We start from the raw sequence: 15261 nt of genomic DNA, 5'->3' as shown, positions 1-15261 counted from the left end.
CGGCGTGTTGTTGTTATGGCGGGCCGGATAACAACAACACGCCGCAGATCAACAAGGGGGTGGGGGCGGGCGGGGCGGGTCAGCCGGCTCGGCGGGGGCTTGCGCCGCCTGCCAGGCGTAGGGCGTGCTCCACCAGTGACACCAGGACCTCCTTCGCCGACCCCGTCCGGCGCGCGTCGCACAGCAGCACCGGGACGTGCGGGTCGATGTCCAGGGCCGTCCGGATCTCCGGCGGGTCGTAGCGGTCGGCGTCGTCGAAGCAGTTGACCGCGACGACGAACGGCGTGCCCTTGCGCTCGAAGTAGTCGATCGAGGCGAAGCTCGCCATCAGCCGCCGCGTGTCGGCGAGCACGACCGCGCCGAGCGCGCCGCGCGACAACTCGTTCCACATGAACCAGAACCGCTCCTGGCCCGGCGTCCCGAACAGGTAGATCGCGACGCCGTCGCGCAGCGTGATGCGGCCGAAGTCCATCGCCACGGTCGTGGTGGTCTTGGCGGCGACGCCGTCGAGGTCGTCGACGCCGACGCTCACGTCGGTCAGCGCCTCCTCGGTGCGCAGCGGCCGGATCTCGCTGACCGCGCCGACCATGGTCGTCTTCCCGACACCGAACCCGCCGGCGACGAGGATCTTCAGGGCGACGCGGGGCCCGTCCTCCCGGTCGTCGGCATCGTCGGGCGCGGGCGGGGGGACGCGGTCGCCCGAGGGGGGACGACCCCCCGCGGCCCCCGGGCCGACTTCGTCGGATTTAGAGTGCACGGAGTTCATCGAGCACCATCCTGAGCAGGTTCTGGTCGGTATGCGGCTGGATCATGGCGGGCCGCCCGGCCGGCGTGGCCGGCGTGGACCACCGCTGGACGTCCACGAGGCCCGACTCGATCAGGTCGCCGGCCAGCACCCGGATCACGCCGAGCGGCAGGCCGAGGTCCGAGGCGAGGTCGGCGAGGGCGTGCGGGCGGCGGCACAGCGCGAGCAGCCGCCGCTGGTGGCGCGACAGCCGGCCCGGCTCGGCCGGCGGCCGCCCGGTCGCGACGAGGATCGCCACGATGTCGAGCGGCTCGCCGGCCGGCCGGGTCCGGCCGCGCGTCACCGCGTAGGGGCGGACGATGGGCCCGGCGGCGGCGTCGAGCCACCGTTCCCGGCCGGGACCCCGGGGAGCACCGGGCACGTCACTGGGGTCCATGGCGGGTCACCTGGGTCCGGGGCCGGCGGCGCTCTGCCTGATCCCGGTGGACAGCTGCCGGCCGACGCGCTTGACCAGCATCGTCATCTCGTAGGCGACGAGGCCCGCGTTGGCGCCGACCTCGCTGAGCAGCGCCAGGCAGCTGTTGGCGCCGGCGGGCACCACGAAGAACAGGCCCTGGTCCATCTCGATCAGGGTCTGCCGGATCTCGCCGGACTCCAGCTGCGGCCGCGCGCCGTTCGCGAGGCTGTGGAACCCCGCGGCGAGGGCCGCGAGGTACTCGGCGTCCTCGCGGCCGACGCCGCGCGACTTGCCCATCACGAGCCCGTCCCGGGACAGCACCACGACCTTGCGGATCTGCGGAACCCGGTCGACGAGATCGTCGAGGAGGAAGCTCAGTTCGGCCGCGACTCCCTGCTGGGTCATGTTCTTCCCTCCATGCCGTCGGCCGGTCCTTCGTCCTCGTCCCTGCCCCGCAGCCAGCCGGCCTGCAGGGAGGCGAACAGGTCACGGGACGCCTCCGCCGAGCGCTCCTCCCACCCGGCGAGCGCGTCCTCCGGGGGCGCCGCCGGGAGGGGCTCGTCGTCGAGGGCGTCCGGGGCACGCAGCTGCGGCGCCAGGTTGCCGCCCCGCACCCGGCGCGGCAGCGGGGCGCGCCCGCCGTTCCCGGTGCGGGCCTGCACCTCGCCGAACGACTGCGCCTGCCCGAACGACTGCGTCTGCCCGAACGGCTGGGCCTCACCGAGCGACTGCGCCTGGCCGAACGGCCGGGCCTGCCCGAAGGGCCGGCCCTCGCCGAACGAGGTGGGCGCCTCGTAGCGGCCCGGGTCGGTGTAGGGGTCGCGGCCGTAGGCGGGGATGCGCGGGCCCGCGGCCTGGAACGGGCGCGTCGCGTCGAACGCGGGCGGCGGTCCGGGCTGCGCCCCGTGCGACGGTGGGGCGCCGTACGGCGTCGGGGTCTCGGTTCCGTCGTACGTGCCGAACCCCACCGTCGCGTCGTGGTCCGGCCGCTCCTCCTGGGACGCCGGCGTATCGGGCGCCGCGGTCTCGTACGGCGGCGCACCGTCGTGCGGCGGCGCGGTCTCGTACGGCGGCGTGGTCTCGTACGGCTGCGCGCTGTCGTACGAGGACGTGCCTTCGTACGGTGGCCCGGTCTCGTAGGGCTGCGCCGTCTCGTAGGGCTGGGCCGGGTCGTGGGCGGGCGGGGCGTCCTGGACGGTGTCGTACACCGGCGCGTTCAGCATCGCCGTGGACGACGGCGCCGACGGCGTGGGCCACTGGCGGGTCGAGCCGTTGGCCGCCGCGTGCCCGTTCTGCCGGACGGGCCCGGCGACCGGCACGTCCCCGCCGGACGCACCGGCGGCACCGGCGGCGCCGCCCTCGTCCTCGGGCTGCTCGACGTCCACGATCAGCTCGCGCGGGATCAGCACGACGGCGCTGACGCCCCCGTACAGCGACGGCTGGAGGGCGACCCGGATGCCGTGCCGCCCGGCGAGCCGGGAGACGACGAACAGGCCGAGCCGGTCGGTGACGGCCAGGTCGAACTCGGGGGGCCGCGACAGCCGCAGGTTGAGCGCGTCCAGCTCGGACTGGTCGAGCCCGATGCCGCGGTCGATGACGTCCACCGCGAACCCGTTGGCGCCCATCTCGCCGCGCACCAGCACCTCGGTCGGCGCGGGCGAGAACACGGTGGCGTTCTCGATCAGCTCGGCGAGCAGGTGGATGATGTCGGCGACGGCCTCGCCGATCAGCGCGGCCTGCCCGGACATGACGACGACCTCGACGCGCGTGTAGTCCTCGACCTCGGCGACCGCGGCGCGCAGCACGTCCTCGACGTGCACCGGCCGGCTCCAGCCGCGGCCCGGGGACGTCCCGGACAGGATGACCAGGCCCTCGGCGTGCCGGCGCATGCGGGTGGTGAGGTGGTCGAGCCGGAACAGGTCCTCCAGCGCCTTCGGGTCGGACGCGCCGCGCTCCATCTCGTCCAGCATGCGGAGCTGGCGGTGCAGCAGCGACTGGCTGCGCCAGGCCACGTTGAGGAACACGCGGCTGATGCCCTGCCGCAGGTACGACTCGCGGACGGCGGTGTCGATCGCGGTGTGCTGCACCTTCGTGAACGCGTCGCCGACGCGCGCGACCTCCTTGGTCTTGCCGATGACGAGCGGCGGCGCCTCGGCGTCCACGTCGACCTCCTCACCGCGCCGCAGCCGGGCGACGACGCCGGGCAGCCGGTCCTCGGCGAGGTTCAGCGCGGCGCGCTGCAGCCCGCGCAGCTCGCGGGACAGGCTGCGCGCCGCGAGCAGAGACAGCACGATCGACGCGATGACCGCGAGCAGCCCGAACCCGCCGGCCAGGACGAGCCGCATGACGATCCGCTCGCCGATCGGCTTGGCCAGCTCGTTCAGCGCGAGGCTCGCCTGCTGGACCTTCTGCCCCCACGCCTGCGACAGCAGCTGGGTGGTGGCCTGCCAGTCGGCCGCCTCGGCCGGCAGCCGGTCGCCGCGCGCGTTCACGATCGCGGCCTCGGCGGTGCGGTACCGCTTGAACTGGTCGCTCGCGGCGAGCTGCTGCAGCGGCCCGCGGATCTGGTCGTTGAGGTCGGCGAGCCCGGCCTCGAACTCCTGCCGCCCCTCCGCCGCCCACTGGACGAACGCGGTGTGCTCGGCCGGGGTGAGCCGGCCCTTGCGCGCCATCGCGGCGGTGACGAGGGAGTCCTCGCGCAGCATGTAGGCGCGGGCGTTGCCGATGCCGATCAGCGCGCGGCCCTGGGTGAGGATCGCGACGTCGTTGACCGTCACCAGGCCGTCGAAGACCTTGATGACCTGGTCGAGCATCGTGCTGTAGGAGTTGATGACGTCCAGCGGGGCGACCTGCCCGGAGTCGACCTTGCCGCGCAGCTGCGGCAGCCGGTCGAGGGCCGTGATCGCCTCGGCGAGCCGCTGCTTGGTCTCGGGCTGCGCCGCGTCCTGCGCGTCGGGCGACAGCGCGGTCCCGCGGAACGACTTCTCGACGGCGCTGACCCGGGCGCGCTGCCCGCCGAGCTTCTGCTTGGCCTTGGCGTCTCCGGAGACGAGCGCGACGACGCTCAGGGAACGTTCCGCCTGGAGCTGGTTCACCAGGTAGAGGCCGGGCAGGCCCATCTTCTCGTACGTCGTCGAGAAGTCGTACTTGTCGAACGCGTCGCCGAGCGTGATGTTCGCGGCGAACGCCCACAGGGTGATGAGCGACACCAGCGGGACCAGCAGCAGCGCCGTGATCCGCAGGCGGATGGGACGTCGCCGGCGGACCTTGCCGCCGGGGACGTCGTCGCGGGGTGCCTTCGAGGCCATCAGATCACAACCTCATGCCGAGGGCGGGCCGGGATCGCGGCCCGTGTCGTGGGGGGATTGCGGGGGCGGGGTGGCGGGCTCGTGGCTCAGGGCTCCTGCCTCAGGGACGCACCTCGTCCAGTGCCGCGCGGGCGACCAGCCCGCGCAGCCTGCCGGAGATCATGGCGACGGCCTGCGCGTGGCCGCGCGCGGCCTTGTCCCGCGAGGTGTACTGGCCGATGTCGGCGTGCATCGAGAGGTCGGACACGATCGTCTGCCACAGCAGCGGCCGTCCGTTCGCCGCGATGCCGAGGTCGACCACCGTGAACCAGGTCGAGACGACCACGACGACGGCGCCGACGCGGATGACGTCCTGCGCGAGCAGGCGTCCCCGCACGTCGAGCAGCAGCCGCTGGGCCTCCTCGGCCGTGGCGGGGCTCCCGTCCGACCGGTAGTAGCCGACGGAGACGTGCGTGTTCTCGGACATGGCACTTCCATTCGCCGAACCGGGGGTCTGCGAACGGGATGCTCAGTGACCGGGATGCTCGTCCCGCGGCCAGGCGCGCACTTCGCACCACACCGACTTGCCGGACGGCGTGTGGTCGGTGCCGTGCCGGTCGGCCATGACCGCGACGAGGAACCAGCCCCGCCCCGTCTCCTCCATGAGGTCGACCCGGCGCGGCCGGGGGACCCCGGTGCCCTGGTCGTGGACCTCGATGCGGAGCCGGGTGCCGGCGCGCAGCAGCCGCAGGCGGAGCGCGGCGCCCGACACCGTCGCGTGCCGGACGGCGTTGGTGACCAGCTCGGAGACCAGGACCTCGGCGTCGTCGCGGAGGTGCGCGATGCCGGAGGCGAGGGTGACGGACCGGCTGAACCGCCGGGCCCGGGGCACGGACTCCCGTTCCGCGGGCAGCGTCAGCTCGCCCAGCAGCAGCGGGGGCGGTTCGTCGATCGCCGGCAGGCCGTGCGCCGCGGTGGCGACCATGTCGCCGGCCAGGGCGTCGGCGGCCAGGGCGTCGGTGGGCAGGTCGGCGGGCAGGGCGTCGTCGGCCAGTGCGGTGTTGGGGAGTGGGCTGCTAGGGAGTTCGATGGTGTGGTGTTCGCCCGACATGGTGAACGCCTCCTTGACTAAGGCGTGTCGCCCGGGTCCAGCCCCGCCGGGGTGCTGGGCTGGGGTGGGCGTGAGGGGTCGGCGCGGGTGGCGCCGTGTTCGAGGGGGCCGCGGGCGGCATGATGGCCGTCATGACGCCTCGTCCTCCTCGGCCTGGGTGCCCGTCCGGCTGCGCAGCAGCCGGGCGGTGCTGGTGAACCACTCGTAGTTCTCCTGCTCGAAGCGGCGGCCCCGCAGGCACGTGAGGTACGGGCCGAGCGGAGAGCCGGTCCGCAGGAACGTGTCCTCGTCGAGGTCGCCGCGCAGGTGCTTGAGGGTGTGCTCGAAGACCTCGACCTTGGCCGCGGCGGCGACCGCCCGGTCCTCGAGTTGCGCGATGACGGACTCCGCGCAGATGTGGTCCACTGCCTGGACCATCACGAGCAGGTTCTCCCGGATGATCCCGGGTTTGGCGGGCGTGACGGCGAACCGCTCGAGTTCGTCGACGCCGGCCCGGGTGACCGTGTACACCCGCTTGTTGGGGCGGTCGTGCTGGATGATCTGCCGTCCGCGGATCAGGCCCTCCGTCTCCAACCTCGACAGCTCCGAGTAGAGCTGCTGCGGTACGGCATGCCAGAAGTTGGAGACCGACAAATCGAAGATCTTGGCCAGCTGGTAGCCGCTGTACTCGCCATCGAGCAGCGCCGCCAGCACCGCGTGACGTAGCGCCATCGGCCTTCTCTCCCCGCCTTGACTCAGGGTTGCGACCGACGTTAGCAGACAAAGACATGATTAGTCATGCTTTTGACTAGGATTGGTCAGCGGTAATTTTGGGATCTTCGAAATGGCACGTCACGGGCCCGCGCGCGGGATTCATGCGGGTGCCCGCCGGAGGTCCGCGACGTCCGATTCGAGATCATCGGCGAGTGCGGTGATCTCTCCGGCGAGGAACGCCTCGCGGGTGAGCCGGCGCTGCATCTTCCCGCTCGTGGTGCGCCGCACGGTGCCGCGCGCGGCGAGCACGACGCTCACCGCGGGCAGCTCGAACGCCCGTGCCACGCGGGCCTTGATGAGGGCCGCCAGCTCGTCCAGGGGCGTTCCGGCGGCCGCCCGGGTACTGATCTCCTGGACGAGGACGACATGCTCCCGGCCGCCGTCCAGGCCGCCGCCGACATCGGCGTCGATGGCGCCGTCGATCGCGAACGCGGCGCCGATCAGCGCGGCCGGATGGGCCCCGCGCGCCGCCTCCTCGATGTCGTGGGCGTGGATATTGCGGCCGTTGACGATGATCAGGTCCTTGATCCTCCCGGTGACGAAGAGTTCGCCGGCGAGGACGAATCCAAGATCACCGGTGCGCAGATACGGACCGTCATCGGCAATGGTGCGGGCACCGAAAGTCGTTCGGCTTTCTTCCGGACTGCCCCAATAGCCCCGCGCGACGCTTCCGCCGCGGACCCATATCTCGCCGACCCGCCCCTCCGGGCGTTCGGCGCGCGTCTCCGGGTCGACGATCCGCACGTCCAGGGTGACGGGGCGCCCGCTGCTGACGAGCCGCCGCATGCCCTCGGGACTCCTGCCCTCCCCGCCCGTGCCGGCCGGACTCGGGCGGGGGACGGCCTCGTCCTTGGTGAGCGCCTCGGCGTCGAAGTCGCGGACCACCGGTCCGGTGCCGCGCGGGGCACCGGTGATGAGCAGCGTCGTCTCGGCCATCCCGTAGCACGGCATCCACATCCCGGGCCGGAACCCGACCGGGCCGAACCGCTCGGTCAGCGCCTCCAGCGTCGACGCCCGGACGGGTTCCGCGCCGTTCTTGGCGACCGTCAGCGACGACAGGTCCAGGCCGTCCAACTGCTTGTCGGTTACGCGGCGCAGGGCCAGCTCGTACCCGAAGTTGGGCGCGACGGTGATCGTGCCCCGGTGACGGGTGATCAGTTCCAGCCACAGCACCGGACGTTTGATGAACGTGATCGGCGAGGTGAACACGTACCGGCAGCCGAGGTAGAGCGGCTGGAGGAACTGACCGACCAGGCCCATGTCGTGGTAGTGCGGCACCCAGCCGACGCCGACGGTGTCCGGTGAGCCCTCGATGCGGCGCTTGATCTCCTCGCCGTTGCACAGCAGGTTGCCGTGGCAGACCATCACGCCCTTCGGGTCGCTGGTCGAGCCCGAGGTGTACTGCAGGAACGCGAGGGTGGCGGGCTCGAACCGCGGCGGCGTCCAGTCGCCGGGATCGGCGTCCTTGCCCGCCTGGGTGTCGAGGCAGTGGACGCGATGGCGCAGGCCCGCCGCCCGCAGCCACGCGTCGAGCGTGGCCCGGTGGGCGGTGTCGGTGAGGATCAGCGCTATGTCGGCGTCCTCGATGATGCGGCGGGTGCGTCCGAACCGTCCGGCGTCCAGGTCGGGCAGCGGCGCCGGTACGGCGATGACCCGCGCGTACAGGCAGCCGAGGAACGCCGTGATGAACTCCAGCCCCTCCGGATACAGCAGCAGGACGGCCCTGTCGCGCAGCCCCCGCGCCTCCAGGCGGCAGGCCAGCGCGCGGGCCTTGCGGTCCAGTTCGGCGAAGCCGAGCACGTTCTCCTTGTACTTGCGTCCCGGCTCTTCGCTGATGAAGGTGAACGAGCGGTCGTCACCGTACGTCTGGATGTTGTCCCGGACGAGCGACACGAAATCCGTGTACACGGCCTATCACTCGTCCTCGGCCAGGGAGAGCAGCGAGAACCAGCGCCGTTCGTCGAAGCTGCGGAACATCGCGTCCTCCAGCGGCGGGAGGAACTCCTCCGACAGGACGGCGTCGGGCAGCGCGCGCTGGAGCAGCCGCTGCAGGCACAGGGCGAGCCACTGGCCGTCGGCGAACGGGCCGCCGAACGCGTGGCGGTTGTGCAGCCACGTCAGCATGCAGGAGACCATCGCGTGCAGTTCGCTGTACCGCTTGGCGCGGGCGAGCGCGGCCACCGACGAGGTGTCGCCCTCGGCCGCCCTGATGCCCTGCTCGACCTTGGCGCGCAGGCCGCCGATGCTGGACATGAGGTCCTTCAGCTCGGCCGCGACGCCCGGCGCGGCATGCGCGTTCGCCGCCTCCAGCACCGCCTCGGCGATCTGCTCGAAACGCTGCCCGACCTCGTCGCGGCCCTCGTTGGTGAGCTGGAGCCGGCGGCCGTCCGGTTCCCATGCGGGCGGGGTCCGCGTCCAGCAGAACAGCTCGGCGAGCAGCTCGTCCTCGCCGCCGGTCTCCTCCGGCGGGTCGACCAGGTACGGGAGCTGGCCGGCGACGTTCGCCAGGTTCACGTGCGTGGTGCCCTCGAAGATGCTCGCGATCGCGTGGTCGCGCTGGAGCTTCTGGAACACCCCGTGCGCCACGCCCTCGCGCAGGTAGCCGCGCGCGGCGAGGACCGTCCCGATGCTCGCCACGACCTCCTCCCCCAGCACGGGGACGAAGTACTTCGCGATCGACGACCACAGGCTGAGCCGTCCCGGCGCCACCGTCAGGCAGCGCGTCACCGGGATCGCCACGCACTCGGCGATCAGCAGGTCCAGATGGGCCTTCAGCAGGTGGTCGCGGATGACGGGGATCTTGTAGATGTCCGAGCCGTAGAGGGTGCGCTGCCGCGAGTACTCCATCCCGATGCGCACGACCGCGTCGATCGTCCCGACCGACAGGGCCGCGATCGCGGTCCGGGTGATCTGCAGCGTCTTCAGCGTCTGGACGAGCCCGGACCCGCGCCGCCCGATCACCCGGTCGGCGGGCACCCGCGCGCCCGAGAACGCCACGCCCGACAGGTCGTGGCCGCGCAGCCCCACCGTCCGGACGGGCGGCAGCGTCGACCAGGCGGCCGGGTCCAGTTCCCGCTTGTCGACCAGGATCAGGGAGAAGTCGCGCGGGCCGGTCTTGGCATAGGTGGTCACGAACCGGCCGCGGGTGGCGTTGCCGACCGGCCACTTCACGCCCGTCAGCACCAGCTCGTCGCCCTGCAGGTCGGCCTCCGACTCCGACGCCATCACGTCGCTGCCGTGGTCGGCCTCCGAGACGCCGAAGCAGGCCAGGTCGCCGCGCAGCACCCCGTCGGCGACCGTCTTCCGCTGCCACGCGCTGCCCCACAGCCACACCGGGTTCACCGCGAGCAGCCCCGACCCGTACATCACCGCCACCGTGACGCTGCGCCGCGAGATGCCGCGCGTCACGAAGAACAGCTCCTCCAGCGTCGACAGCCGCCCGCCGAGCGGGCACGGCACCAGGTACTTCGGAAAGCCCCACGCCCGGACGGCGTCCACCGCGCCCGGCGGGAGCTCGTCGCGCTCCTCGGCCTCCACGATCGCCTTGTAGGAGAACGGCCCGGCCTCGTCGTCCATCGGATCGCCGAGATACCCGTCCAGGTCGGCGGCGATCCGATGCGCCGGAGACAGCCCCGAAAGCAGCCGCCTCCCGCGCGCCGGACCCGCGGGCCCGGGGTCCGGGACGGCGGCGGGTGGGGCGGCGGGTGGGGGATCCGCGAGTGCGGAGTCCGCGGCCGCCGGGGCCGCGACGATGGGGTGTGCGGGGACCTTACTGTCCATCTCTTGTTCCACTCCCTTTTCCTCGGTCGGCTCCCCGGGGCCCGCCGTCCGGCCGCGCCCCGGGGAGCGCGGCCTATGACCGCGTCGTGCCGGACGGGCCCCCCGATTCCTCCGCTCCCCCCGAGCCGCCCGTGTCCCCGGGGCCGGGCGCGTCCCCCTCGCCGCCGTCCGCGGCGTCCTCCATCCGGCGCCCGACCGCCCGCGCGAGCGTCATCGCCGCCGGCAGCGGGCGGACCATGACCGTCAGGCCGGTGACGAGGCCGGTGCCGCCGAAGCTGAGCAGGTCCATCCCCTGGACGGACTTGCCCAGCACCCGCGCCTCGAAGATCAGCGCCTGGGTGGGCGGGCCGGCCCCGTTCGGGGCGCGGCTCACCAGGTCGTCGGTGTAGCGGAACTCCTCGAAGACCTCGAACAGCACCGCCAGCAGCCTGCCGACGGTGTCGCGGCCGAGGTAGGGCTTCACCATCACCGGGCTGCGGAACTCGATGCCCGGATCCAGGGCGCGGGTGACGGCGGCGAGGTCCTTGGCCTCCACCGCCGATCGGAACGTTCCGGGAACCGTCATCCGAGCTGCTCCCTTCGCTTGCCGTGCTCGCTTGCCGTGCGACGTGTCAGTTCTTCCGGGGCGGGGCGGTGCCGGCGGGGGGCGTGCTCGTGCTCGCGGCCGGCCGTGCCCGGGCGGGCGGCGGACCGGCGGCGGGCGGGACGGCGGGCGGGGCTGCGGGCGGGACGGCGGCCGGGGCGGCGGCGCGGGCGAGGTCGCGTGCCCAGGCCCGGTAGCCGGCGGGCGACGGGTGGAAGCCGTCGGAGGCGAACAGCCCGCGGTCGCGCGCCATCGCCTCGTCCATGGGAGCGTGGACCGCCCCGCCCGCCCGCGCCGCGTCCCGCATGATCCGGTCCATGGTCCGCGCGCGGGCGCCGAGCAGGTACCGGAGCGGCTGCGGGACGGCGGGGAACCGGTGCACCGGCGGCATGCCCGCCACCAGCACGGTGGCCTGCGGATACCGGCCGCGCAGGACGCCGACCAGTCCGGCCGCGTCGGCCGCCCACCGGCGCAGCGGGCGGCGCCGGATCAGGTCGTTGATCCCTGCGGTGACGACCACGAGATCGGGTTCGAGGTCGGACGCGAGGCCGGGCGCGGAGCCGCCCGCCGGCGGGACGAGACCGCCGGTGATGCGGCGCGCCGTCGCACCGCTCTCACCGGAGACCGACCACGCCACGCTGCGCCGCAGCCGGTCGCGCAGCGCCTCGGCCAGGAAGCCCGGCAGGGCCTCGGCGTGCCGGGACGCGCCGACGCCGACCGCGGTGGACTCCCCGATCACGACGACGCGGTACGCGGGACGGCCGGTGCCGGGGTTCGGGCCCGGCACGAAGCCGTGCTCGTCCCCGGCGGCGGGGTCGAGCCGGGGTGTCCGGCGCACGGTCCGCCACGCCTGGACGGCCAGCACGGGAGCCAGCGGAATCAGCATCATCGACTGGGGCGCGCGCGCGAACGCGAATGGTCTCTTCATCTGCATCCCACACTGCTGGATCGGCCCCCGAGGCTCAGCTCAGCTCACCCGCTCACCGAGCAGGCTTCCCGCTATCTCCGCGATCACCTCCGCCACATATGCGTGCCCTCTCGGGTTCAGGTGGATTCCGTCGGAACTCCACATCGCGGGGTCAGCGACTTTCGCGACCGTCTGCTGTTCCGGGAAAGACATTCCGAAGTCGCGGGAGACGCGGTCGAGCTCGGCGTTGAAGTCGTGAATACGCTGGACGGTCCGTTTCTTGCGGAACTGCGAGATCGGGGACAGGTCGAGCAGCGGCGGCCGCGGCACCGGGATCGCCACCACCACCGCGCCGCGCCCGCGGGCCCAGCCGAACAGCTCGTCCAGCCGCACCGCCGCGGCCGGCCGCTCGAACCCGCGCAGCGCGTCGTTCATGCCGCAGCCGAGCACCACCAGGGCCGGCCGCAGGTGCCGGACGGCCGGCAGCTGGTCGCGGGCGACGTCCTCGACCGTCGCGCCGGGATCGGAGACGTTCAGCATCGATTCCCGAGGAATGCCCAGGTGGGCGGCCAGGCGACCGGCCCAGCCGAGCCACCCGCCGGCCGGGTCGGGGTCGGCCTGGCCCTCGGCCACGCTGTCGCCGAGGACCACCATCAGGGGACCGTCCCCGGGCCGGCCGCCCATCACGCGACGAGTTCGAGCAGGTAGTCGGTGAGTGCGGTCACGGTCTCGCGGCGCCGGGCCTCGGCCACGTCGACCTCGACCTGGAGGTGGTCCTCGATGTCGCTGATGATGCTGATCGCATAGACCGAGTCCACCCCGTAGCGGGCGAGTTCGACCGACGGATCGATGTTTTCCGGGGGCCTGTCGAGGTAGAAGGCGATCCTGTCAAGAAGCCACGATTGCAGCTCGTCGTGGGAAATTGTTTCCGATGTGGTCACCGAACTCCTCCTTATCCCAGAGGATCGTCGAATCAATCGCGATAGGTATTGGGTGACGAGCAACACGCAAGATACAACCAAACGCTTGATGTGTCCTCAAGGGGCCGGGTGAACGATCGGACACGACCATGTCTCTGTTCCGTAAATTAAGTCAGCGGGCCGGTAAATCGGCGCTCGCCCTACCGGCCGGTAACCGCGCCGTTAAGGGACCCAGCGGACCATGATCGGAAAACGCTGTCCCCGTCCGTCCCAGCGGTCCGCTTCTCCCCCGCGCGCCGTCCCGCGGCACGCCACCTGCGTCGTTCCCCAGCAGCCGCGCGGCGGCGGGCCGGGCGCGGACCCCGGCCGGCCCGGCACGTTCCATGAGAATTTCGGACAACCGCCCAGAATCCCCCAGCGCGGTCGAGCCCGGTACTCCTTGCCCTGGAGACAGAGTCACCTGTCTCCTGCGCGTCAGTCCTCAGACCGTCCGGTCACCGGCACCGGTCCGGTCAGGCGGGAGTCGACGGGGTTGGGCTCGCGGCTCCGCGCGACCCGCTCGCGCACCGCGTGCGAATGCCGCGTCCGCCAGCGGTGCGCGGCGAGCCGGTGGAACTTCGCGAGCTCCGCGGCGGCGGGGCGCGGCACCCCGGTCAGCTCGTAGCCGTGGTGGCGCAGCCGGTCGGCGAGGACGTGCTCGACCAGGTCCGCCTCCGCGTCGTCGAAGCGCTCCCGCCATGCCCCGACCACGCTCGTGTTGGGCGCCTCGTGGGTGCGCAGATGCCAGGTGCGCCGGGCCGGCACGGTCTTGCGGGCGTGCTGGTACGCCTTGGTCATCTCGGCGTCGTACTCCTCGCCGAGGAACGCGCACAGCTTCACCAGCTCGTCCTCCGGCTCGGCGACGAGGTCCTCGTAGCGGAACTCGTAGAAGGCGTCCGGGCCGAGGCGGGCACCGAGGCGCCGCCCGGTGTCGACCGCCTCCCGCCAGGTGAGCGCGGCGGCGTAGAGGTCGCCCTTGAACCAGGGCATCCGCGTCAGCGAGCTCACCGCGTCCCGGCCGTCCCGGACGAGATGGACGAACTGCGCGTCCGGGAACATCCGCTGGAGCATCGGGACCCGGCGGAAGTAGCTCGGCCGCTTGTCGCCCCACCGCGGCTTGCCGTGCGCCCGCGCGTAGGCGCGGAAGACGGCGGCGAGCGCCGACCCGAGCGTCGGCGGCCCCTGGACGATCTCCTCGACCACGCCGGCGGGGTCCAGGCCGAGGACGGCGAACTTGGTGTCCTTGCCGCCCGTGATCCATTCGGCGAGCGCACGCCGGTTCCGCTCCTGCTCCAGATCGCCGAACTCCTGCCGCAGCGCGTAGGAGACGTGCACGAACCGGGTCTCGGACGGGAACGCGATGCGCCGGTGCGAATGCAGCATCTGCTGGAGCAGCGTGGTCCCCGAGCGCGGGCACCCGAGAACGAAGATCGGCCGGCAGGGCTGCTGCGTCGCCGCAGGTGGGAAGGTGGCTGGCGGGGTCATGGCGGGCGACGGTAGTGACCGCTCCTGAGCCGAAGCTCCAGCGGACCTCAACGCTCCCTGAACGTCCGCCCGGCCACCGGAGGCTTCGCCGTATTTGCGGTGAATGGCACGGTCAACGACCTGTATCCGCCCATCCGCCGCTTAAAGACTTCCCTTCGAGCAAGAAATAAGCTAAAGTAACTACCGGTGTGCCGGGAAGTCTGGTCGGCGAGGCAGGATCTGTCTCCGACCTGGAGGGTATGAATGACTCCCCGGCACTTTCTCGTTGCGCCGGCTCAGCCGCGCCGAGCCCGCCCCCAGGACGCCAGGCCGTATGACCTGAGTCACATCACCTGGGCGCACGCCTTCCCAGATATCTGAGCACGACCCCTTTCCCGCTCAGCGAATCCTTTCTCAGTACCGGATCGCCGTTTTCGGCGGCCCGAGTGCTCAATGACGTCTCGATGCGGAAGCGTGCATTTTCATGGGTGAATTCTTCGACGCCGCGTTCGGTTTTCCCACCGCTCTTTTCAGTTTCTCCCTCCTGGTCGTCGCCGGGTACTGGACGCTCGTCCTGCTCGGCGGCCTGGGCGTCGACCTCCTCGGCGCCGGCACCGATGCCGATACGGGGGCCGGTGCCGGCGCCGACGCGGAGGGCGGCGACGGGGGCGGGGACGGGCTCGTCGCCGAACGCCTCGCGATGCTGGGCCTCGGCGGCGTCCCCGCCACGGTCGTCCTCTCCCTGCTGATCGCGATCGCGTGGTTCGTGAGCCTGGCGGCGTCCGCGCTGACCGGCGGCGTCGCGCTGCGCCTGCTCGGCCTGTCCGGGGCGCTGGTGGCGGCCTGGGCCGGAACCCGCCTCGCCGTGCTGCCGCTGCGCCGCGTGTTCCAGGAGCAGGTCGCGGCGTCGCTGCGCGACTTCGTCGGGCTGCCGTGCGTGATCCGGACGGGCCGGGTCGGGCCGGACTTCGGCCAGGCGGAGGTCACCGCGCCGGACGGGTCGTCCGCGATCGTCCAGGTCCGGCGGCCCGCGATGGACGTGCCCGTGGCGGGCCCGGCGGCCGGCGGCGCGGGCCCGGCGGCGGGCCTGACCGCGGGCAGCGCCGCACTCATCTTCGACTTCGACCCGGACGGCCAGTTCTTCTGGGTCATGCCGCACGACACCGCGTCCGACCTGGCCGAAGGCCACCGGACCGGCTGACTCCCCGCGACCTC

15 protein-coding genes are annotated in these 15261 nt (G+C 72.5%); 1 reads left to right on the top strand and 14 read right to left on the bottom strand.

Annotation, left to right across the window (positions count from 1 at the left end; genetic code table 11):
• Positions 1-79: 79 nt before the first annotated feature.
• The 14 genes from ABZ806_RS33545 to ABZ806_RS33480 form a co-directional block, all read right to left on the bottom strand.
• Positions 80-766 (bottom strand): GTP-binding protein, encoded by a 687-nt coding sequence (locus tag ABZ806_RS33545; RefSeq protein WP_500221468.1) that lies wholly within the window; start codon positions 764-766, stop codon positions 80-82.
• On the bottom strand, positions 747-1181 hold the full coding sequence (locus ABZ806_RS33540; RefSeq protein ID WP_500221467.1) for a DUF742 domain-containing protein: 435 nt from the start codon (positions 1179-1181) through the stop codon (positions 747-749). Before ABZ806_RS33540 ends, ABZ806_RS33545 begins: the two co-directional genes overlap by 20 nt.
• 6 nt (positions 1182-1187) lie before the next feature.
• Positions 1188-1607 carry a roadblock/LC7 domain-containing protein gene (locus ABZ806_RS33535; RefSeq protein ID WP_500221466.1) on the bottom strand — a complete coding sequence of 140 codons (420 nt, stop codon included), beginning with the start codon at positions 1605-1607 and terminating at the stop codon, positions 1188-1190.
• Positions 1604-4510 (bottom strand): sensor histidine kinase, encoded by a 2907-nt coding sequence (locus ABZ806_RS33530; protein ID WP_500221465.1) that lies wholly within the window; start codon positions 4508-4510, stop codon positions 1604-1606. Before ABZ806_RS33530 ends, ABZ806_RS33535 begins: the two co-directional genes overlap by 4 nt.
• Positions 4511-4610: 100 nt before the next feature.
• The gene (locus tag ABZ806_RS33525) at positions 4611-4976 is read right to left on the bottom strand and encodes a hypothetical protein (protein WP_500221464.1); all 366 of its coding nucleotides are present in this window, start codon (positions 4974-4976) and stop codon (positions 4611-4613) included.
• 42 nt (positions 4977-5018) lie between these two features.
• Positions 5019-5600 (bottom strand): ATP-binding protein, encoded by a 582-nt coding sequence (locus tag ABZ806_RS33520; protein WP_500221463.1) that lies wholly within the window; start codon positions 5598-5600, stop codon positions 5019-5021.
• A gap of 129 nt (positions 5601-5729) precedes the next feature.
• Positions 5730-6311, bottom strand: a complete 582-nt coding sequence (locus ABZ806_RS33515) for a PadR family transcriptional regulator (RefSeq protein ID WP_500221462.1) — start codon at positions 6309-6311, stop codon at positions 5730-5732.
• A gap of 141 nt (positions 6312-6452) precedes the next feature.
• On the bottom strand, positions 6453-8261 hold the full coding sequence (locus tag ABZ806_RS33510) for a fatty acyl-AMP ligase (RefSeq protein ID WP_500221461.1): 1809 nt from the start codon (positions 8259-8261) through the stop codon (positions 6453-6455).
• 6 nt (positions 8262-8267) lie between these two features.
• Entirely contained in the window at positions 8268-10133 is a 1866-nt protein-coding gene (locus tag ABZ806_RS33505; protein ID WP_500221460.1) for an acyl-CoA dehydrogenase family protein, read from the bottom strand.
• A 73-nt stretch (positions 10134-10206) separates the two neighbouring features.
• Positions 10207-10698 carry a nuclear transport factor 2 family protein gene (locus ABZ806_RS33500; protein ID WP_500221459.1) on the bottom strand — a complete coding sequence of 164 codons (492 nt, stop codon included), beginning with the start codon at positions 10696-10698 and terminating at the stop codon, positions 10207-10209.
• A gap of 46 nt (positions 10699-10744) precedes the next feature.
• Positions 10745-11644, bottom strand: a complete 900-nt coding sequence (locus tag ABZ806_RS33495) for an SGNH/GDSL hydrolase family protein (protein WP_500221458.1) — start codon at positions 11642-11644, stop codon at positions 10745-10747.
• Positions 11645-11683: 39 nt separating this feature from the next.
• Entirely contained in the window at positions 11684-12277 is a 594-nt protein-coding gene (locus ABZ806_RS33490) for an SGNH/GDSL hydrolase family protein (RefSeq protein ID WP_500221457.1), read from the bottom strand.
• 29 nt (positions 12278-12306) lie between these two features.
• A complete protein-coding gene (locus ABZ806_RS33485) occupies positions 12307-12564 on the bottom strand; it encodes an acyl carrier protein (RefSeq protein ID WP_203597414.1) in 258 nt (85 codons plus the stop codon).
• A gap of 453 nt (positions 12565-13017) precedes the next feature.
• Entirely contained in the window at positions 13018-14067 is a 1050-nt protein-coding gene (locus ABZ806_RS33480; protein WP_500221456.1) for a sulfotransferase family protein, read from the bottom strand.
• A gap of 463 nt (positions 14068-14530) precedes the next feature.
• Between ABZ806_RS33480 and ABZ806_RS33475 the strand changes: the two genes are divergently transcribed.
• Positions 14531-15247 carry a hypothetical protein gene (locus ABZ806_RS33475; protein WP_500221455.1) on the top strand — a complete coding sequence of 239 codons (717 nt, stop codon included), beginning with the start codon at positions 14531-14533 and terminating at the stop codon, positions 15245-15247.
• The last annotated feature ends 14 nt before the right edge of the window (positions 15248-15261 follow it).

Source organism: Spirillospora sp. NPDC047418, from assembly GCF_040643275.1.
Lineage (GTDB): Bacteria > Actinomycetota > Actinomycetes > Streptosporangiales > Streptosporangiaceae > Spirillospora.
The sequence above is the reverse complement of the archived record's forward strand: the minus strand, read 5'-3'. Positions and strand labels throughout refer to the sequence as shown.